The organism is Enterococcus malodoratus ATCC 43197, from assembly GCF_000407185.1.
Classification (GTDB): domain Bacteria; phylum Bacillota; class Bacilli; order Lactobacillales; family Enterococcaceae; genus Enterococcus_A; species Enterococcus_A malodoratus.
Map to the genome: position 1 here is coordinate 41146 of NZ_KE136484.1, position 18342 is coordinate 59487.

At 40.3% G+C, this 18342-nt stretch carries 19 protein-coding genes, 1 pseudogene and 1 riboswitch; of the genes and pseudogenes, 14 read left to right on the plus strand and 6 right to left on the minus strand.

Going from position 1 to position 18342, the window contains the following annotated elements; genetic code table 11:
• Positions 1-77 precede the first annotated feature (77 nt).
• From I585_RS20950 to I585_RS20965, 4 genes and pseudogenes are all read left to right on the plus strand, one after another.
• Entirely contained in the window at positions 78-1223 is a 1146-nt protein-coding gene (locus I585_RS20950) for an efflux RND transporter periplasmic adaptor subunit (RefSeq protein ID WP_010741364.1), read from the plus strand.
• Positions 1224-1284: 61 nt separating this feature from the next.
• A pseudogene (locus I585_RS20955) lies at positions 1285-1893 on the plus strand (ABC transporter ATP-binding protein); the annotation flags it as partial.
• Positions 1890-3095, plus strand: coding sequence for an ABC transporter permease (locus tag I585_RS20960; protein ID WP_010741362.1), 1206 nt, complete (start codon positions 1890-1892; stop codon positions 3093-3095). The pseudogene I585_RS20955 and the gene I585_RS20960, both read left to right, overlap by 4 nt.
• 177 nt (positions 3096-3272) lie before the next feature.
• Positions 3273-4247 carry a tRNA dihydrouridine synthase gene (locus tag I585_RS20965; protein WP_010741361.1) on the plus strand — a complete coding sequence of 325 codons (975 nt, stop codon included), beginning with the start codon at positions 3273-3275 and terminating at the stop codon, positions 4245-4247.
• Positions 4248-4314: 67 nt separating this feature from the next.
• Here I585_RS20965 and I585_RS20970 read toward each other — a convergent pair whose 3' ends face one another.
• A complete protein-coding gene (locus I585_RS20970; RefSeq protein ID WP_143142522.1) occupies positions 4315-4761 on the minus strand; it encodes a hypothetical protein in 447 nt (148 codons plus the stop codon).
• Positions 4762-5114: 353 nt separating this feature from the next.
• Between I585_RS20970 and I585_RS20975 the strand changes: the two genes are divergently transcribed.
• From I585_RS20975 to I585_RS20990, 4 genes are all read left to right on the plus strand, one after another.
• Entirely contained in the window at positions 5115-5618 is a 504-nt protein-coding gene (locus I585_RS20975) for a macro domain-containing protein (protein WP_010741360.1), read from the plus strand.
• A gap of 90 nt (positions 5619-5708) precedes the next feature.
• Positions 5709-6095, plus strand: a complete 387-nt coding sequence (locus I585_RS20980; protein ID WP_010741359.1) for an ASCH domain-containing protein — start codon at positions 5709-5711, stop codon at positions 6093-6095.
• A gap of 715 nt (positions 6096-6810) precedes the next feature.
• Positions 6811-8334 (plus strand): AcpB/EbpR/MafR family transcriptional regulator, encoded by a 1524-nt coding sequence (locus I585_RS20985; protein WP_010741358.1) that lies wholly within the window; start codon positions 6811-6813, stop codon positions 8332-8334.
• A gap of 20 nt (positions 8335-8354) precedes the next feature.
• Positions 8355-8648, plus strand: coding sequence for a nucleotide pyrophosphohydrolase (locus I585_RS20990; protein WP_010741357.1), 294 nt, complete (start codon positions 8355-8357; stop codon positions 8646-8648).
• Between the two features lie 71 nt (positions 8649-8719).
• Here the strand turns inward: I585_RS20990 and gloA2 are convergent, their stop codons facing one another.
• Complete coding sequence (gene gloA2, locus I585_RS20995; protein WP_010741356.1) at positions 8720-9109, minus strand: SMU1112c/YaeR family gloxylase I-like metalloprotein; 390 nt, start codon at positions 9107-9109, stop codon at positions 8720-8722.
• A 148-nt stretch (positions 9110-9257) separates the two neighbouring features.
• A riboswitch (TPP riboswitch) is annotated at positions 9258-9347 on the plus strand.
• A 211-nt stretch (positions 9348-9558) separates the two neighbouring features.
• Here gloA2 and thiW point away from each other — a divergent pair.
• Genes thiW through thiD form a run of 4 tightly spaced genes read left to right on the plus strand, consistent with a single transcriptional unit; the run spans position 9559 to position 12330 of the window.
• A complete protein-coding gene (gene thiW, locus I585_RS21000) occupies positions 9559-10080 on the plus strand; it encodes an energy coupling factor transporter S component ThiW (RefSeq protein ID WP_010741355.1) in 522 nt (173 codons plus the stop codon).
• Positions 10077-10895, plus strand: a complete 819-nt coding sequence (thiM, locus tag I585_RS21005; protein WP_010741354.1) for a hydroxyethylthiazole kinase — start codon at positions 10077-10079, stop codon at positions 10893-10895. Before thiW ends, thiM begins: the two co-directional genes overlap by 4 nt.
• Positions 10886-11515, plus strand: coding sequence for a thiamine phosphate synthase (thiE, locus tag I585_RS21010; protein ID WP_010741353.1), 630 nt, complete (start codon positions 10886-10888; stop codon positions 11513-11515). The genes thiM and thiE overlap by 10 nt, the downstream gene beginning before the upstream one ends.
• Positions 11512-12330 carry a bifunctional hydroxymethylpyrimidine kinase/phosphomethylpyrimidine kinase gene (gene thiD / locus I585_RS21015; RefSeq protein WP_010741352.1) on the plus strand — a complete coding sequence of 273 codons (819 nt, stop codon included), beginning with the start codon at positions 11512-11514 and terminating at the stop codon, positions 12328-12330. The genes thiE and thiD overlap by 4 nt, the downstream gene beginning before the upstream one ends.
• Positions 12331-12412: 82 nt before the next feature.
• Here thiD and I585_RS21020 read toward each other — a convergent pair whose 3' ends face one another.
• Positions 12413-12766, minus strand: coding sequence for a winged helix-turn-helix transcriptional regulator (locus I585_RS21020; RefSeq protein ID WP_010741351.1), 354 nt, complete (start codon positions 12764-12766; stop codon positions 12413-12415).
• A gap of 145 nt (positions 12767-12911) precedes the next feature.
• Here I585_RS21020 and I585_RS21025 point away from each other — a divergent pair, with 145 nt between their 5' ends.
• Complete coding sequence (locus I585_RS21025; RefSeq protein WP_010741350.1) at positions 12912-14120, plus strand: MFS transporter; 1209 nt, start codon at positions 12912-12914, stop codon at positions 14118-14120.
• Positions 14121-14246: 126 nt separating this feature from the next.
• Here I585_RS21025 and I585_RS22785 read toward each other — a convergent pair whose 3' ends face one another.
• The 3 genes from I585_RS22785 to I585_RS21040 form a co-directional block, all read right to left on the minus strand.
• Positions 14247-14612, minus strand: coding sequence for a helix-turn-helix transcriptional regulator (locus I585_RS22785; RefSeq protein WP_010741349.1), 366 nt, complete (start codon positions 14610-14612; stop codon positions 14247-14249).
• Positions 14613-14706: 94 nt separating this feature from the next.
• Positions 14707-16077, minus strand: a complete 1371-nt coding sequence (locus I585_RS21035) for an MFS transporter (RefSeq protein WP_010741348.1) — start codon at positions 16075-16077, stop codon at positions 14707-14709.
• Between the two features lie 349 nt (positions 16078-16426).
• Positions 16427-17218, minus strand: a complete 792-nt coding sequence (locus I585_RS21040; protein WP_010741347.1) for a TraX family protein — start codon at positions 17216-17218, stop codon at positions 16427-16429.
• A gap of 696 nt (positions 17219-17914) precedes the next feature.
• On the opposite strand from I585_RS21040, the gene I585_RS21045 reads away from it, so the two are divergent.
• Positions 17915-18334 carry a Rid family detoxifying hydrolase gene (locus I585_RS21045; protein WP_010741346.1) on the plus strand — a complete coding sequence of 140 codons (420 nt, stop codon included), beginning with the start codon at positions 17915-17917 and terminating at the stop codon, positions 18332-18334.
• The last annotated feature ends 8 nt before the right edge of the window (positions 18335-18342 follow it).

Consider the following 18342-nt stretch of genomic DNA (forward strand, 5'->3'; position numbering starts at 1 on the left):
TAAATTAAGCTGATTCGATGTTTCAGAATTTATCTTCCTTGTAGACTAGGCCTAGAAAGTTTATGTGGGGGAAGATTATGAAGAAAAAGACAAAGTTTGTGATTGCTGGAATCGCCGGTTTAGTTATAGCCGGTTGTGGATTTTTTATATTGAGTTCCAAGAATGAAGAATCACCTTATCATGTTTATACGGTCAAAACAGCAGATCCATTGCAGTTGAAAGGGAAAGTAGAACCAATTAAGAGACAACTTTATTTTTTAGATACGAGTAAAGGAGCTATAAAAAGCATTCCCGTAAGCAATGGCGCGGAAGTTGCGGTAGGGACTCCATTGATCGAGTATCAGAATGACACGGCACAAAATGAGACGATTACACAGCAGCATGCTGTGAATAAAAGCTCTTTGGACGCCACTCAAGCTGAGGCTGCCGTGACGGCGGGAGAAAACCAAGTACAAACAGTCACGAAACAGATCAATGAAACACAGCAGAAAATCGCACGAGCACAAGAAGAGGAGGAAAAAGCGGCACTCAATGAACAATTGAAGCAGCAGCAGACGGAACTGCAATCAGCCAATGATCAGCTGCGCCAATCTCGTTTTGCAGTGCAAGGTGCGTACGAGGATGTTCAATCAGCCAAGGATGTTTTGGCCGGACAGCAAAAGCAGGCTTCGATGACGGTAAGTTCAGAAATTGAGGGGGTTGCCTCCGTGGATGAAAAAGGGAAAGGTTCCCCGGAAGTGCCGGTAGTCACTGTTTCTAGTAAGAACAAGCAGATCAAAGGTGTGGTAACAGAATATGATCTAGACAAACTCGTGTCTGGCCAGACTGTTCAAGTAGCAACGGTTGGGAATAATAAAAAAGTAGAAGGGACGGTCAAAGATATCGCTGCCAGTGCGCTTCCAACTAGCGGAGATAGCAGTAATGTTGCTTCTTATGAATTTACAGTAGAAGGAAATTTCCCTTGGACCGATGATTTATCAACACTGATTACTTTGCAGCAAAAACAGCTCTTGCTTCCAGATTCTGCCGTTAAGAAAACGGCGAAGGAACAATATGTCTTTAAATATATAAATGGCAAAGTGAAGAAGACTAAAATTCAAACGATGGATATCAATGGACGCAAGGTTGTCCAAGAAGGACTAAAGGACAATGATAAAATTATCGAAAATCCCGATGATGCTTTAAAAGACGGGGCGGAAATTCAGGTGAATACCAATGATTAAATTGGAGCATATTTATAAATACTATGATACTGGAGGAACACGGTTAAATGTTTTGGACGATATTAGTTTTTCCATTGATGCCGGTGAGTTCGTGGCGATCATGGGCCCCTCCGGTTCAGGAAAGTCGACTTTGATTAATCTCTTGGGATTCATTGATCGTAATTTTGAAGGGGATTATCTTTTCAACGGACATGAAATAGCGAATTTTGAGGATGAAGAATTATCCGTGATTCGTAACCGATCCGTGGGCTTCGTTTTTCAAAATTTTAGTTTGATTGAAATTTTAACCGTGGCTGAAAATGTCGAGCTGCCGCTTTTATATAATGGTGCCAAACACAATGAGACACAAAAGAAAGTAGCGGAAGCTTTGGCAAGGGTGGGCTTAGCTGATAAGTTGAACCAATTACCTAAACAATTATCTGGTGGACAGCAGCAGCGAGTGGCCATTGCTCGAGCATTGATCAATCAACCGAGTTTTATCATCGCTGATGAACCTACCGGAGCATTAGATACGCATACGACCGAGGAAATTATGCAATTATTTAAACAATTGAATGATGAGGGCGTCACGATCATACTAGTCACGCATGATCCGGAAACGGTAGTTTACTGTGATCGTTTATTAAAAATTCGGGATGGAAAAATGATCGAGGAGGTGTTGCAGTCATGAGAAAATACATTCTCTGGCGAACAGCCTTTCGTTCGATTTTTAAGAATAAGCGGCGTAGTTTTTTAACCATGGTCGGCATTATTATTGGGATTGCCGCCGTCATAACGATCGTTGCTTTAGGAAATGGCTTTAAGCGAAATATTTTGTCAGAAACGACTGGAGCAGATGAATCTGGCCAAACCAAATACATCAACATCAAATACAATGATTTTGACAATTTAGTCAAAGACGATAGCGGTATCTCGCAAACAGATAAAAACATGGTTGCTAACCTGCCGGAAGTTAAAACTGTATCTTATTATAAAGCGATGAAAAAAGACAGTAATCCATCGATTGATTTCTATGATAAAAATACAAAACTAACTATGACGGTTCAACCAACGAAAAAAACGGATTTATCTCTGTTGAATGGGCGTCAGCTTAATTCTGCTGATAATGATGGACTTAATAAGGTAGTTGTTCTTGACGAAGTAGTAGCAAAACAGATTTTTGGATCGAAAGAGGCGGCATTGAATCAGGGGTTTGATTTAAAGGGGCAGGTTTTTACTGTGGTCGGTGTATCAGCGAACACTTCAGGAGCGATCAGTCCTCAAAATTATGAACCGTTAGCCTTTTTTCCTAAAAAGACCTATACCCATTATTTAGGCAAGAAAGAAGATCATTCGGTGTTAGCGATCACGTTCAATGCTAAAAATAATGACGCTGCAGCAATGAACAAAGTGGTGAAACAACTCAACCTGAATGGTGAGAGTCGTCTGCAGGGAGAGTATCAAAATTATGATCCAACTTCAGAAATTAAGCAGCTAGGTTCAATGTTGGATAATCTAACGCTGTTCATTAGTGCTGTAGCGGCCATTTCATTATTTATCGCAGGTGTGGGTGTGATGAATATGATGTATATTTCAGTCTCTGAGCGAACAAAAGAAATCGGGATTCGTCGAGCACTGGGCGCGAATGCGAGATCTATCAAACTGCAATTTTTATTTGAAGGGATCGTTTTGACCATTAGCGGCGGCATAATTGGCTATATTTTAGGAATTTTGATCGCCTATGGAGCGTCTTTTGCGTTGCCGTTTTCTGTTCGACCAGATCTGATGACTGTGTTGATTTCGATTGGTACCTCCGTTTTGATTGGTGTATGCTTTAGCTATTTACCCGCTTCAGCCGCCGCGAAAAAAGAATTGATCGATATTTTGAAATAGCTATTAGTAGCAAGGCCGTCATTTTTTGTTCGTTTAAATGAGGCCTTGCTTTTATTTTTGATTTGCTGGTATGCTTCAAACTAGCTTTTTGCTTCTTCTCTCAAACCTTAGTATAATAACGTTGTTTTGAAATGATAACGGAGATCGTGCAGCGTGCGATGGGAGGACATATACATAATGATAAATAATTTTTGGGCAGAACTGCCAAAGCCCTTTTTTATACTGGCGCCAATGGAAGATGTAACAGATGTGGTATTTCGTCACGTTGTGAAAGAGGCTGGCGCACCAGATGTTTTCTTTACGGAGTTTACGAATTCGGATAGTTTTTGTCATCCAGAGGGAATTGAGAGTGTTCGAGGGCGTTTGGCGTTCACGGAGGATGAGCAGCCGATGGTGGCACATATCTGGGGCGACAAGCCAGAATTTTTCCGCGAGATGAGTATTGCGCTAGCAGACATGGGTTTCAAAGGAATCGATCTGAATATGGGTTGTCCTGTACCGAATGTTGCAGAGCGGGGGAAAGGCAGTGGCTTGATTTTACGTCCAGAGGTAGCGGCGGAACTGATCGAAGCGGCCAAAGCCGGCGGATTGCCTGTCAGTGTGAAAACTAGAATCGGTTTTACTGAGATGGACGAGATGGAAGGCTGGATCAGCCATCTATTAAAGCAAAACATCGCGAATCTTTCAGTTCATATGCGCACACGAAAAGAAATGAGTAAGGTCGAGGCACATTGGGAATTGATCCCAAAAATCGTAAAAATGCGAGATGAAATCGCGCCAGAAACGTTGATAACGATCAATGGGGATATCTTGGATCGTCAGATGGGCTTAGATTTGGCAGAAAAATATGGTGTGGATGGGTTAATGATCGGGCGCGGAATCTTTAAAAATCCTTATGCCTTTGAGAAGAAACCGCAAGAACATTCACCTAAAGAACTGATTGATCTATTACGGTTACAGCTTGATCTGCAAGATAAATATGCGGAGCAAGTTCCGCGTTCGATTGTCGGCCTGCATCGTTTTTTCAAAATCTATGTCAAAGGATTTCCCGGAGCAAATGATCTGCGAGTAAGTTTGATGAATACGAAATCAACAGCAGAGGTTCGAGCGATATTGGATGATTTTAAACGGGCACATGAAGAAATTGCCTAGTTAAAAATTGATGCAAAAAAGGAGAAGAGACACTTTCTTACAGAAGTGTCCCCTCTCCTTTTTTGTGTTAGCGATTATCAGGATGTGCTCTTTTCCGCTGATTTTTAGTTCCTTGGTGTAAAATATCTTTCAGACGAGCCTCTTTTTTCTCGAGAAAGAAAGTAAACGTCATACTGGAGACACCGGATAAAGCCCAAACATACCAGCTGTCCTTACTGCTGAAGCGAGTGAAGACAGCAATATCCTTCAACAACTCGTGGGCGAATTCGGAGAAAATATCGTCGATCGCAATAGAGGCATGGTGAAAGAAATGCATCATGATCCCCAATATAAAGATCGCAATCCAGCCCAAAATATAAGGAAATCCTTTTTTGATGAGTATCACTGGACGCTGGTGTCGATCGAGTTCGTCAGTTACCTTGATTTCTGATTTAATGGTTTGAAACCAGCCGATAAAGCCCGCAGCAAGAATCAAAATAAACGCTGTAAAGAAATTTTCCGAAGTCCACCTCATGGTAGCGAAAAACATGAGGATCGAATAAACAGGGATGCTCAGTAGTTTTAAACGTGAGATCTTTTCGAATTAAAATGCGTGTAAGGATAAGCGAAAAGCTAAAAATAGCAATAATCCGTAGATAATTAATTTCATACTAAAGTCCTTCTTTCAAGAATAAACCAATTTTCAGATTATAGCGAAGATCTGTAAAACGATAGGTTATTTTTTTAATCAGCCGCTTAGAAGTGTCGCTGCGGCTGAATTTTTTTTACTAAACTGACGAAGGTCAGCAGTATCTGGTAGAGTGGTCAAGGAAGGATCTATATGATTATTGTTATAATAGATAAAACTAGTTAAAGGAGCGGAGAACAATGATCAAAGTAACACTAGGAGATATTTCCCGTTTAGATTTTCAAGTGGATGCAATCGTCAATGCAGCGAACTCGGCGCTGATTCCTGGTGGAGGTGTGGATGGGGCTCTTAACCAAGCCGCAGGTCCTAAATTAAAGCAGGCAATGGCGGCGATTGGTGGAACACCAACAGGCACGGCAGTGATCACTCCAGCATTCGAGCTGTCAGCGACTTATGTGATCCATGCGGTAGGACCACGTTATATTGATGGCAAGCATAATGAAGAGGAGCTGCTGTATTCTGCATATGAAGCAGTCTTTCAACTGGCTCGTGAATACGAGCTGTCTACCCTCGCAATTCCAGTGTTAAGTGCAGGAATTTACGGCTACCCAAAAGAAACCGCAGCTTATGTTCTTTATAAGGTAGCTTCTAGAGCTGAAAATCATGCGGTTACAACCTATGTAATCGTTTATGAAGAATTTTGGCTGCCGCTCTTTGATAAAATTCTGCAAAAAAAAATTTAAGATAATATATGTAAACGGTTAATTTAATTCTATTAGATCGTAGATAAAGTGATAAGATAATAGTAAATATGCAAAAGTGAGGCGAATGCTTTGAAAGCTATCTCAATCCATCCAGCGCCAGTTATGGAAATTCTTTCAGGAAAAAAAACAGAAGAGTATCGTTCGTGGTCTACACACTATCGCGGTCCATTACTGATTTGTTCGACCGCTATTAAAACGCCAGACTGTATATCAGGGCATGCTGTCTGTATTGTAGATCTTGTGGATGTAAAACAATTGGACGAAGGTTCGTATGCATGGGTTTTTGCGAATGTTCGCTGTATCAAGCCATTCCCCATTAAGGGGCAACGACGTTTGTATCATGTGCCGGATGACCGAATCATTGAACCAGAGACGGGGGAATTCACCATTGAAGATGGTGAAAAAGTTGTGACTGAAAAATTTTGGCAAGACTATTATTTGAGTCTAGTCAATTAGACTCCTTTCGAAATAGAAAGAATAACGAACACTCATTTAAGATAATGAGTGTTTTTATTTGAAGCACCCAACGTTTTTCAGTCATTGATGAAGATAAAGAATTTGAGGCGGCTAAAGCTCTCTTTGGTGTGAGCGAGAGATTAACAACCCAATAGTTCAAAAGGCGGTATCTTGCCATCACAGGTATATTCATTAAGTGTGGTCATATACAACAAACAGAAAATTAATTAGAAAATGAAAAGCAAGAACTGATTTAGTTCTTGTTTTTTCATTTTTTGAAAAAATTTGGGAAAATGGTGAAAACAAATTTTTGATAAATTCTGTTAAAGGGTGGGCCTATTCCTTTGGATATACGCCAAAAGATCGCTTAATTCTGTTCTTTTTTGCGATTTTAAAGAGCTTTTTCCGTTTTTTTTCCTTAAATTAAAAAAAAGTAATTTTAGAATTGTGTATTTTGAATGTTTTTAACAAAAATTGCCATTATCATTTTTTTATATTATTATTTGTTAACAACAAAAAAAGATTACAAGTGTTTGGCATTTCTTATAATTAAAAATTGAATTAATGTTGAGGAAATAGCACAGAATGAGGTTATTAATCATTGATCCAGCGTTCTTTAATATAATACCAAAACTTGTTTTCGGATGTGTCGTCGGTTAAAGGGGAAAGAGTAGATAGTTTTAAGCGAAGGCGTTCTTTTGAGAGGGGAATGGTCATGGACTTTCGTGCAGTTTTAGGGACAAGCAACAAACGACGATTAGCGCTATTAGAACAACTATATTATCGTCGTGATGGTTGGTCGAGCGATCAATTAATGAGCAAACTGAATTGCTCATTACCAATTTTATTGAATGATATCGAATTGATTAATGAAGGCCATACGAAATTTCAAATTAAGAAGACAAAAGGTCTCTATCGTTTAGTTATTGATAAAAAAGTCAGTCTGGGAAATCTGTATGCCAATATTTTAACTACCAATCCTGAATTTCAAATCATTGAAGAACTATTGTATGAGGAATGCGAAAACATCACGGCATTGGCTAAAAAGCTGTATCTCAGTTCATCAAATACGCAACGCTATTTAAAGAAAATCGAAAAGACATTGACTCAAGCAGGGATGGAGTTGTGCTACCGCCCGTTGCGGGTGGAAGGTGACGAGGGAGAGATTCGCAATTTTTATTTTCGCTTTTATAGCGAACGGCAAAATGCCTTTGAAAGTACCTTGCCTAAATTGCCCGCCAAGCATTATCACATCATTGAACGATATGTGCAGGATTTGGTTAAAATCAATCAGATTCATGAAAAATATATCTTTCAAAAACGTTTAGTCTACAATTTTTATATTAGTATTTGGCGAATTAAAAATGGGCATAAGTATCCTAAACAGGAATTACGAACGGTAGGATTTCGATTGCCGATGGAATTATCTTTTAAGGCATTGAAGCAGGCTGTCAGAGAGGCGACAGACCTTGTTTTAACGCCGGAAATAGTACGTGATGGTCTATGGTTGATCTTTTCTGATTCTACCGTATTCAGTACGCCCCATCGGGAACTTGCAATGAAAGACAATGAAAAATACCAGCAACTATTTACCCGCCATTATGAACTAGTGGAAAAATATAATGAAATGCTGGGTTATCATTTGGATAGACAAAGTAAAATCAATTTGGCAACTGTCCTATCAAATGATTTCTACCTTTACAATCCACAAGGGAGTTACGTGTGCTTGTTGCGGCGTAATCGAACTGTTTTTTTGTCCGAGGTTTCAAAAGTTTATAACTGCGGGCTGGAAAAAGTGAAGGCTTTGGTACAGAGGTTTGTTGATAAATACGAAATGTATCAGGAAGAAGACTTTGTACGAAACTATACTTACTTATTGATCACGACAGAAGAACAGAGTATGAGATGGTTGGCTAGCCAGGAACCTTTGCTGAAGATTCTGCTGTTATCTGATTTAACACCAACAGAAGAAAGCTTTTTAGCAAAGCAAATTTCTGATACGATCTATGGGAATTTAATGATCGTCAATTTTGAAAAATTATCTGGCGGCACTTTCCAATTACATAATGAGTTGAGGCATTATGACTGCTTGATTACGACGGGGTCCGCAGAAGGACTGCCGGCGGACTATCCAGTAGTTGTAATCGATCCTTTTCTGACAAGACAAAGTACACGTTGGATTCAAGAAATGATCAATGAGCTTGAAAAAAATCGCAACTTTGTTTCTATGGTAGAATAGTAGCGAAAGAAGGTTGATGTATGAATAGCATGGAAAAAATCAATCAATTTCGTGATGAACGAAACTGGCGTCCGTTTCATAACGAAAAAGATCTTGCTTTATCGATTTGTTTGGAATCAGCAGAGCTGTTAGAACTTTTCCAGTGGAAGGATTCTGAAGAAGCGCGCATGCAAACGGAACGTTTAAAAGAAGAATTGGCCGATGTACTGATCTATTCTTATATGATGGCGGATAATTTGGATTTTGATATTGATGAGATCATTAGTGAAAAATTAAAGAAAAATGCGATTAAATATCCTGTGGAAGAAGTATAAAAATTTCAGTAGTAGTTAAATGTCCCTTTCTAGAGTAGATGATTTTGCTCTAGAAAGGGATGTTTTTGCTATTATTCATGCAATTCTAGCGGAAGACCATCCGGATCAAAGAAAAAAGTCATCCTCTCGCCTGTGAAATCATCGGTTCTCAAAGGCTCGCAGTCGATTCCGTGGCTGTTTAAATAAGCGATGGTGGCTTCGATATCCTCTGTTTTAAATGCCAAGTGGCGCAAACCGGCTGCTTCAGGAAAACTGGGACGCTTTGGCGGATTTTGTACAGCAAAGATTTCTAGTTCCGCATCGTTTAACTGTAAATCTAGTTTGTAGTCTTGACGTTCCGGACGGAAATTTTCGCGAATGATCGGCAAACCGAGTACAGTAACATAGAAGTGCTTCGCTTTTTGATAGTCAGAAACAATGATTGCGACATGATGGATCGCTGAAAAATCTGGTTTAGACATAAAAACATCCTCTCTATTTTCTCTAAGTATAAAGGATGTTTGAAAATTTTCTAACACAAAGAAGTGATCCAGCAAAATAATCCGTGTTTGTTTTCTCCGTATACGCTAGTTGAATTAAAAAAAGTATGTTATACTCCAAGCAATTGAAGAGAAACATTTGGGGTGCTGTTTAGCTGAGATTATACCCATTGAACCTGATGCAGTTAAGACTGTCGCAGGGAAATGTAGCTAGTTAACTAATCGTACCCGACCAGTTTATTTTGGTTGGGTTTTTCTGTCTTTTCAGACACTCTTTTTTGCCGATTTCATTTTAATCAGGTTATGGCGAAGTGATTTATTTTTGCAGCATGGATTAGTGAAAAGGTATGCGGATAAAGATCATTCAAATTTACGTTAACTAATTTTGGATGTCTGTTGCGCATTTCTCTAATAAAGGGAGGATATTTGTCGTGGAGAAAAATAAAATCCACAAATTAACATTACTGGCTTTAATGATTGCGTTGGATGTTGTTCTGTCACCACTAATGCGAATCGAAGGGATGGCACCGATGTCCAGTGTCATGAATATTATCGCTGGAGTATTGTTGGGGCCAATCTATGGAACTGCGATGGCATTCGTTTGTGCTTTGATTCGGATGACGATGTTAGGCATTCCGCCGTTAGCTTTAACCGGTGCAGTATTTGGGGCATTTTTTGCGGGCCTATTTTATCGTTTGGGAAAAAGGCTGGTCTGGTCGATGATAGGTGAAATTGTGGGCACAGGAATTATCGGCTCACTGCTGTCGTATCCTGTGATGGTCTGGTTCACCGGGAGTCAAAGTGATTTGTATTGGTTGATTTACACCCCAAGATTTATCGGTGCGGCTTTGATCGGTTCGGCAATTGCCTTTGTTGTGTTGGTGAAGCTGCAGGAGACGACGATTTTTAAACGTTGGCAGCGCTTATTTTTGAGTGAGAGGATGTTTGGATGATCAAAACGAATTTTTCAAAAGTATTTCCGTTAGAGAATGCGCCATTGGTTCATTGTATAACGAATGAGGTGACTTGCGAAACACTGGCGAATGCCCTGCTGTATGTTGGCGCAAAGCCGATCATGGCCTCAGATACAAGAGAGTTCAAAGAGTTGTTTCAGCAGACAGATAGTTTGCTGTTGAATCTTGGTCATTTGTCGGAAGAACGGCAAAAAAGTTTGGTAGCCGCTAGTAAACTAGCCAAAAAACTACAAAAGCCTACAGTTATTGATCTCGTTGGATACGGTGTTAGCCAGGTACGCGATCAGGTTGGGCGCTGGCTGGTCGCAGAACGACCAACTGTGGTGAAGGGAAATATTTCTGAGTTGCGGAATTTTTGCGGATTGCCGAGCTATGCTCGAGGAGTAGACGGCAGTGTATTAGATCAAAGTGAGACAGCTATAGAAGAGCTATCGGAAGCAATGCAGAAATTAACAACGACCTATCCAAATACGATTTTTTTAGCCACTGGCAGTCAAGATATTATCGTTGATCAAAAGCGTATTTGGTGTTTGAAGAACGGGGTGCCCGCATTAGATCGTTTTACTGGAACAGGCGATATCGTTGGAGCATTGATCGCGGCTCTGTTAGGGAGTGGAGTGAGTGCGGCAGATGCAGCTGTTACGGCGGTCAGCTATTTTAATCTTTGCGGAGAGCAAGCAGGAGACCTGATTGGCTTGGCCGCATTCCGTCAGGAAACGTTGAACCAACTGTCGATTCTGATGGAAAAAAATTGGTGGACTGCGTTGAAGGGATGGGAAAAACAATGGACTTAACGTTATATCTTGTGACTGGACGCTATGATTTTAACGAGGCAGAATTTTTATCGGTGATTGATGCGGCTTGTAAAAATGGTGTGACACTTGTTCAATTACGAGAAAAAGAATTAGTGACAGGAAAATTTTATGATTTGGCTTTACAGGTAAAAGCAATCACGGATCGGTATCATATACCATTGATCATCAATGACCGAGTGGATATTTGTTTGGCAGTTGATGCGGCAGGTGTCCATATCGGAGATGATGAACTGCCGGTAGAGATCGTCCGAGCTATGATCGGCCCAGAAAAAATATTGGGCGTTTCAGCAAAGACCGTGGAACGAGGATTGGAAGCCGAAGAAGCGGGTGCAGATTATTTGGGTATCGGAGCAATTTTTCCAACGAAAACCAAGGATACTGCATTGACTTCGATTGAAACCTTGAAAGCTATCAATGAGGCTGTAAGGATTCCAAGTGTTGCGATCGGCGGGATTAAAGAAGACAATTTGATCGATTTTTGCGGAACGGGCATCGCAGGTGTTTCGATCGTTAGTGAGATCATGCGGGCGAAGGATGTCGGGGAAAAGGTTCGCCATTTAAAACAAAAAATCGAAGAAGTATTGGAGGAACAAAAATGATCAATGCAACACCTCAAGTCGTAACGATCGCCGGCTCTGATTCCGGTGGCGGAGCAGGAATCCAAGCAGATTTAAAAACCTTCCAAGCTCGAAAAGCTTTTGGCATGAGTATTATCGTGGCACTGACGTCGCAAAATACCTATGGTGTGCAAGATAGCATGGCGATTCCAAGTGCCTTTATTGAAGAACAGCTTGATTCATTAGCAGCGGATTTTGCGATTGGAGCTGCAAAGACTGGGATGCTGGCAGACGTGGAACGGGTAGAAACAGTGGTTAAGAAGCTAAAAGAAGTCGACTTTGGCCCGTTAGTTGTTGACCCAGTAATGGTGGCAAAGGGCGGCCATCACTTGCTGCAAAGTGATGCCGTGAAAACCATCAATGAACAATTGTTGCCGTTAGCCACGATCGTTACACCTAATTTGCCAGAGGCAGAAGTGATCATTGGACAGCGGATCGTTACAGACCAGGAAATGATTGATGCAGCCAAAAAATTACAAGACTTAGGAACAAAAAATGTCGTCGTTAAAGGCGGACATAGCCAAAACGAAGAGGCAGCGGACTTTGTCTTATTGGCATCGGGAGAAAGTTTTTGGATGAGTGCTCCAAGAGTTGTTACAACTAATACACATGGAACGGGGGATACTTTTTCGGCGTGCATAGCGGCTGAATTAGCCAAAGGGGTGGAATTAAAAGAGGCGATCATTATTGGAAAGAAATTTATCCAAGCAGCGATCAGTCAACCAATTTTCGTCGGTCATGGACATGGACCAACTAATCATTGGGCAAAAATGACAGATGATATCGTGATCAAATAAAAAAGAAGTTGGGCATGTAAAGCGAGTGCGAATAGTTAGATCAAAAATCTAACTATTCGCACTTCAATGTCTCAACTTCTTTTTAGTTTGCTTTCAAACAAATATCTTGTCCCTGTTCTTGTAAGTGGGAGACATGCTGCTCGCCCCAACTGCATAGACTATCTAAAATATCTGAAAGACTGCGGCCGTAGTCGCTTAATGAATATTCGACTTTCGGTGGGACTTGCTGATAGACTTTGCGATCAATGATATTGTCGTCTTCTAATTCCCGCAGCTGTTGTGTCAGCATTTTTTGGCTGATCCCTGTAATTCCGCGTTTCAAATCACTGGGACGCATTGGTCCATGACGAAGGTTACAAAGAATAATGGGTTTCCATTTTCCGCCGATAACATCCATTGTTGCTTCGACACCAATCATATATGCACGATTCTCCAAAAAAAATTCCTCCTAAAAACATTGATATGATCCAAAAGTTACTAAAAGGTACCTATAGTACAAAAAAGTGGGTACTTATCAAAAGGTCATCAACAGTATATAGTATCTTCTCGTAGGTTACAAATACTTTTTTTGGAGGAACAACATGGAAAAGAAAATATCACCAAACTTAACTTTACTGGCTCTCGCAATCAACGCCTTTGCGATTGGGTCGACTGAATTTATCAGCGTTGGACTTTTACCGATGATCGTCAAAAGCTTCAACGTTACATTGGCTCAAGCGGGCTTGACTGTTTCTTTATATGCGTTAGGAGTTACGATCGGCGCGCCATTGCTGACTGTTTTAACAGGAAAATGGAATCGTCGAAATTTGATGCTTGGTATCATGGCATTGTTCATTGGTGGAAATTTGCTGGCAGCTTTTGCGCCAACCTTTATGATTTTATTGCTGGGTCGTATTTTAGCAGCGTTGGCTCATGGAATCTTTATGTCGGTATCAACGGTTATCGCAGCTGATGTCGTAGAACCTTCACGACGTGCAAGTGCGATCGCCATCATGTTTACTGGTTTAACTGTAGCGACAGTAACGGGTGTGCCGCTGGGAACATTTATTGGTCAGCAAACATCTTGGAACATGTCCTTCATTTTTATCGCTGTCGTTGGATTACTAGGTCTGATTGCCAGCAGTTTCTTGGTTCCTCGTCATTTGCCAATTCCTGGTAAGGTTGACTTGAAGGGTTTTGCTCGGATATTTACCAATAAGCCATTAGTGATGTCTTTCTTGATCACTGCTTTTGGGTATGGCGGAACATTCGCGGCTTACACTTATCTATCCCCGATTTTAGAGGGCTTTGGTTTTTCAGCCAGCGCAGTTGTGATTATTTTGATCGTTTACGGTGTGATGGTGGCCATTGGTAATACTGTTGGAGGGCATTTCGCTAATGAAAAACCATTGGCTTCGTTGATTAAAATGTTTGGTCTATTGATGGCAGCGCTCGTGTTCTTATTTGCGACGATTCTGATTGGAAATACTATTTTGGGATTGATAGCGGCAATGCTCTTAGGGTTGTTCGCCTTCATGAATGTACCTGGGCTGCAATTGTATGTCGTACAATTGGCGGAAAAATATGTGCCGCAAGATATTACGTTGGCCTCTGCACTTAATATTGCAGCATTTAATATTGGTATTACTTTAGGATCAACTGTTGGCGCACAAGTAACTGGAAAAATGGGGATTGCCTACACACCAATTTTTGGTGCAGTAATCGTTTTATTGGCGATCGTCTTAGTCATGCAAGTGAAGAAAAGTGAAGCAACTATTTCATTGAATGATGTTGCTGAATGTGAAAAATAGAAAAATTTAGACAAGCAAAAGCCGTGACCACAAAAATCACGGCTTTTTACTTTATTTATACGTCTTGGCAAGGATATCTTTAAAAACTAGAAAAGCATCTTGATCGTTGTATCCATAGTCTTTTTTTTAACGCAGCAGCATGTCGGTTATTTTTGGGACATAATCATCGATACGCACCACTTTTTGATAAGTTGCTAAAACCGGATATTTTTCTGACCAGACCGAGGTCCAATCGATTTCCTGCTGTTTTTCTTCACTAGTCTTCGCGATAACTTCCTTTATATCGTTTAGGTCGGGATCAAATTCGATCAGATCATCTAAAGATATTTTGTACAGGGCCGCCAACCTTTTTGACTGGTTGATATCGGGCAGTGTTTCGTCGAGTTCCCATTTTGAAATAGTCTGTCTGCTTACACCAAGTTTTTCCGCCACATCTTCTTGCGATAGGCCTTGTTTCTTTCGAGCATTGAAAAAGTTAGTTCCTAATGACATTCTCGCTACCTCCAAACTTACTATAGTTTCAGTTTTCAGGATGGGCTGTGAAAACCAGCGACGAAGCTATGAATTTTTGCCCTTTTTCTTAACATTAACCCAATTTAGGCTCTTTGCGGAAATGAATCAGACTAGCGATAAATACTGCTACAAGTAGAGCCAGTAGAACAAGCAGCGAAATCTGTGAGCCGGTAACAGTAGCCGCGATAAAATCAGACTGCGATTGCTGTGCCAAGTTGATGATCGTAGCAACGATCGCTGTGGCAATTGCGCCAGAGAATTGTTGTAGAGTATTGAACAGGGTGTTGCCGTCACCGTATTCCTCCTCTGAAAGCAAGTTCATACCAGTAGTCATTAAATTGCTGTAGGCAAAGCCGATGCCGATCATATAAAAGACATGTCCAGCGACAAATCCAAGCAAAATCGGTGAGCGTAATAACAAGGTTAAGGCAATCCAGCCAATGGTTGCGAAGCTTAATCCAAGCAGAATCGGTTTTTTTGAACCGAATGTATCTAAGACGCGGCCAGAAATGGGAGCTAGGATTGCGCCGACAGCTGCTCCGGGCATCATTACAAGACCAGCAATAAACGCGTCTTTTCCTAAAACGATTTGAATAAAGTTAGGCAAGACAAAAGAAATACCTAAAAGTAAAAACTGACAAACTAAAAAGCCGCACAAGAATAAAACAAAGACTTTATTTTTCAAAACTGCAATTCGTACCAAAGGATTTTTTCCGCGAGTGGCTTGACGATAAAAAATCAGGAAGCCAACAATGCCGACAGCTAATGAAAGCAGCCCTAATAAACTGCCTATTTGATTTAAGAAAAGTAACAATCCGCTGAAGAGCAACGCAACGCCGAGTAAGCTTACGATATCCAAAGCGCCGGTTTTTTTAACCGGCATTTCCGGAATGGCATAGAGGCCGATCACTAATGAAATGGCTAATACTGGCAATAAGAATAGAAAGATTGCATGCCAAGAGAGACTAGCGGTCATAATTCCGCCGTAAGTCGGTCCAATTGCCGGGGCGATCGAAGTCGTTAAAGTGCCGACTCCCATCATTGTGCCGCGTTTGTGCATAGGTGTGAAATTTAGAATAATATGAAACATCAGCGGCAAAGCGATCCCTGTGCTGACTCCTTGCAATAAACGGCCAAATAATAAGATGCTGAAGGAGGGCGACCATAAATCAATCACTAAACCTGCGATGAAAAAGAGATTTGCGACGATAAATAATTTACGAATCGAAAAATTTTTCAATAAATAATTGGAGAAGGGCACCATAATGGAGATCACTAAGAGATAAATGGTCGTGACCCATTGCACCATACCGGTGGATATTCCGAATTGATTGATCAAAGTAGGGAAGGTTACGTTCATCGCAGTTTCAATCAGAACACCGGCGAAGGACATAATCCCAGTGGCAAGAACAGCTAACAACAAATGGATTTTCTTTTCTTTCATATAATATAACCTCACTTTATTTCCACAGATAACTTTATTTTAGAAGATCGATTCGCACCAAATCAGTAGATTAAGGAATAGAACCTACAGCTGTTTTTCAAAAAAACAGACAAATAGCTTTATCTTCGTCATGCATGCCATTTCACCAAAACGCTCGGTACCTAAACCGATAAAAAATTTTTGTACCGATTGCTAATGCTATAAACTGAGAAAAGTGGAATTGGCAAAAAAAGAGAGAGGAAGGTTTCTAAATTAATAGAAACCGCCTCTCTCTCGACACGCATTGCGTGTTATCTGTACGATTTATTCACAAAAAGCATTGTAAAGCTTTTTACGAACAAGGTCAAGTTCAGCGTTGAAGCAAAAAGCTGATCACAGCAAAAATCGCGATGTGTACGGGATAAAAAATATAAAAGAAATTCCGCATGCTGCGGCCTTTTTCACCGTTGTATAGAATGATTGGAATTGCTGCTAAAAACATCATCCATTGGAAATTGAAGGTAAAGGCGTATTGAATGCCGCCGCCAAGAATTAGAGTGATCATTGCTGCTATAACCAAAGCAGCGATTTGTAAAGCCTTCCTACCGTGAAAAAGATAAAATAGAACGGCAAGTAAAACAAATAGAATACCGCCTTCAGTCATCATTAAGGTTGGAACAAGCAAAGTAAAGATTTGGAAGAAGAGCAGTCCGAATTTTGAAGCCAATAGACTGCCGCTAGATAATAATATCATTACAAACACACTCAAAAGCGTTGGCACAAGGAACCATATCATTCCTTTGCCGAATTTCTTTTGTTTGAAAAATTCGCAGGCCTGCATATAGACGGTACCTAAAAATAGTGTACCGAAGACATTGTTGATCACGATCGCGCCATCAATTGTAAAATAGTGATTCAAAATCATATTGATAATGCCCATCAACCAATAGCCTGCTAATAAACGAAACAGATATCTCTTCCGATTACTCGTGTGGATGAAGCCTTCAGAACTTTCAAATAAGAAAATCGGTGCGGCAATTCGTCCAATCCAATGAAACCACATGGGGACACCTAAAAAGAGAAAAAATTCTCCAAGGTGATCAAGCACCATCGTTACAACCCCTAAAACTTTCAACTGGAAACCAGTCATTCCTTTATTCATTAAAAAACCTCTTTCACTAATTTAAAGAAAATTTCTATTTACTCAGCCGTCAATCAACCTTATTTCAAGAAAAATAAAGTTGATTGACGTACAGCGAAGTGAGTATCCGCTCTTTCCTTAATGTCACATTAACGAATATTTTTGCCGATCACCATATATTGAGCGAACAATCTACTTACAAAAATGAGAGGTTGAAATGTCAGAAAATTCTTTAAACTTATTGACAAGTAATAGAACCTCCGTTATCATTACAATCATAAATTAATTTAATTGCCATTTAAATTTAATTTTAAAGGAGAATTTCTATGAACGCGACGACTACTAAACAAATGATTATTATTAGACTGAGGACTTGAATTCTGTTTTGTGCAAAACAGATTGAAGTCCTGTTTGACATTTGTTGAGTGGGATTCTCCAAGCATCCCACTTTAATTAGTGAGATGCTTTTTTTGTCAGTTTTGTTTTTCGCAGTGTATAGAGTATGACAGCTAAGCATGATTTCTAATCAAGTTAGTGACAAGTTGTTTAGCAAAATGATATGCGCGATTAGGATTAGAAATATTTTCCATTAGTACGAATTAGCTGTCAGTCCAGATCAGTTCTGTTCGTGATTTCAAGGAAATGAGCAGAAAAATAGGCAAGTTTGTGACGAGTCAGTTGTTGGGTAATTGCAATCAAAAAAAAGGAGTGGGGAAAATGGAAAACAACGTAACAAAGGTGAACTTTCAAGAACCAATGATCCAAACAGTCGAAACAACAGAGGCGCCAAAAGCAATCGGCCCCTATGTTCAGGGCAAAGTCGTGAACGGCATGCTGTATGCGTCAGGTCAAATCGCGCTTGATCCGGCGAGTGGAGAATTAGTCGGCGAAACGATTGAAGATCAAACGTATCAGGTTTTACGGAATGTCGGAGGGGTTTTGAAGGCTGTTGGGGTAGACTATGACCAAGTAGTCAAAACAACTTGCTTCTTGAAAAACATGTCTGATTTTACTGCATTTAATCAGATTTACGAAAGCTTTTTCGATAATGAAAAACCTAGTCGTTCGTGTGTGGGTGTCGCTAATTTACCGAAGGACGCTTTGGTAGAAGTTGAGATTGTAGCGGTAGTTGAATAAAGATAAAC

Excerpts from the sequence above, each read along its gene's own strand:
- I585_RS20950 (WP_010741364.1), top strand. The coding sequence starts at position 78 with ATGAAGAAAAAGACAAAGTTTGTGATTGCTGGAATCGCCGGTTTAGTT.
- thiE (WP_010741353.1), top strand. The coding sequence starts at position 10,886 with ATGGACTTAACGTTATATCTTGTGACTGGACGCTATGATTTTAACGAG.
- I585_RS21045 (WP_010741346.1), top strand. The coding sequence starts at position 17,915 with ATGGAAAACAACGTAACAAAGGTGAACTTTCAAGAACCAATGATCCAA.
- I585_RS21040 (WP_010741347.1), bottom strand. The coding sequence starts at position 17,218 with ATGAATAAAGGAATGACTGGTTTCCAGTTGAAAGTTTTAGGGGTTGTA.
- I585_RS22785 (WP_010741349.1), bottom strand. The coding sequence starts at position 14,612 with ATGTCATTAGGAACTAACTTTTTCAATGCTCGAAAGAAACAAGGCCTA.
- I585_RS21025 (WP_010741350.1), top strand. The coding sequence starts at position 12,912 with ATGGAAAAGAAAATATCACCAAACTTAACTTTACTGGCTCTCGCAATC.
- I585_RS20985 (WP_010741358.1), top strand. The coding sequence starts at position 6,811 with ATGGACTTTCGTGCAGTTTTAGGGACAAGCAACAAACGACGATTAGCG.
- I585_RS20975 (WP_010741360.1), top strand. The coding sequence starts at position 5,115 with ATGATCAAAGTAACACTAGGAGATATTTCCCGTTTAGATTTTCAAGTG.
- I585_RS20970 (WP_143142522.1), bottom strand. The coding sequence starts at position 4,761 with ATGAGGTGGACTTCGGAAAATTTCTTTACAGCGTTTATTTTGATTCTT.
- I585_RS21035 (WP_010741348.1), bottom strand. The coding sequence starts at position 16,077 with ATGAAAGAAAAGAAAATCCATTTGTTGTTAGCTGTTCTTGCCACTGGG.
- thiD (WP_010741352.1), top strand. The coding sequence starts at position 11,512 with ATGATCAATGCAACACCTCAAGTCGTAACGATCGCCGGCTCTGATTCC.
- gloA2 (WP_010741356.1), bottom strand. The coding sequence starts at position 9,109 with ATGTCTAAACCAGATTTTTCAGCGATCCATCATGTCGCAATCATTGTT.
- I585_RS20960 (WP_010741362.1), top strand. The coding sequence starts at position 1,890 with ATGAGAAAATACATTCTCTGGCGAACAGCCTTTCGTTCGATTTTTAAG.
- I585_RS20965 (WP_010741361.1), top strand. The coding sequence starts at position 3,273 with ATGATAAATAATTTTTGGGCAGAACTGCCAAAGCCCTTTTTTATACTG.
- I585_RS20990 (WP_010741357.1), top strand. The coding sequence starts at position 8,355 with ATGAATAGCATGGAAAAAATCAATCAATTTCGTGATGAACGAAACTGG.
- thiM (WP_010741354.1), top strand. The coding sequence starts at position 10,077 with ATGATCAAAACGAATTTTTCAAAAGTATTTCCGTTAGAGAATGCGCCA.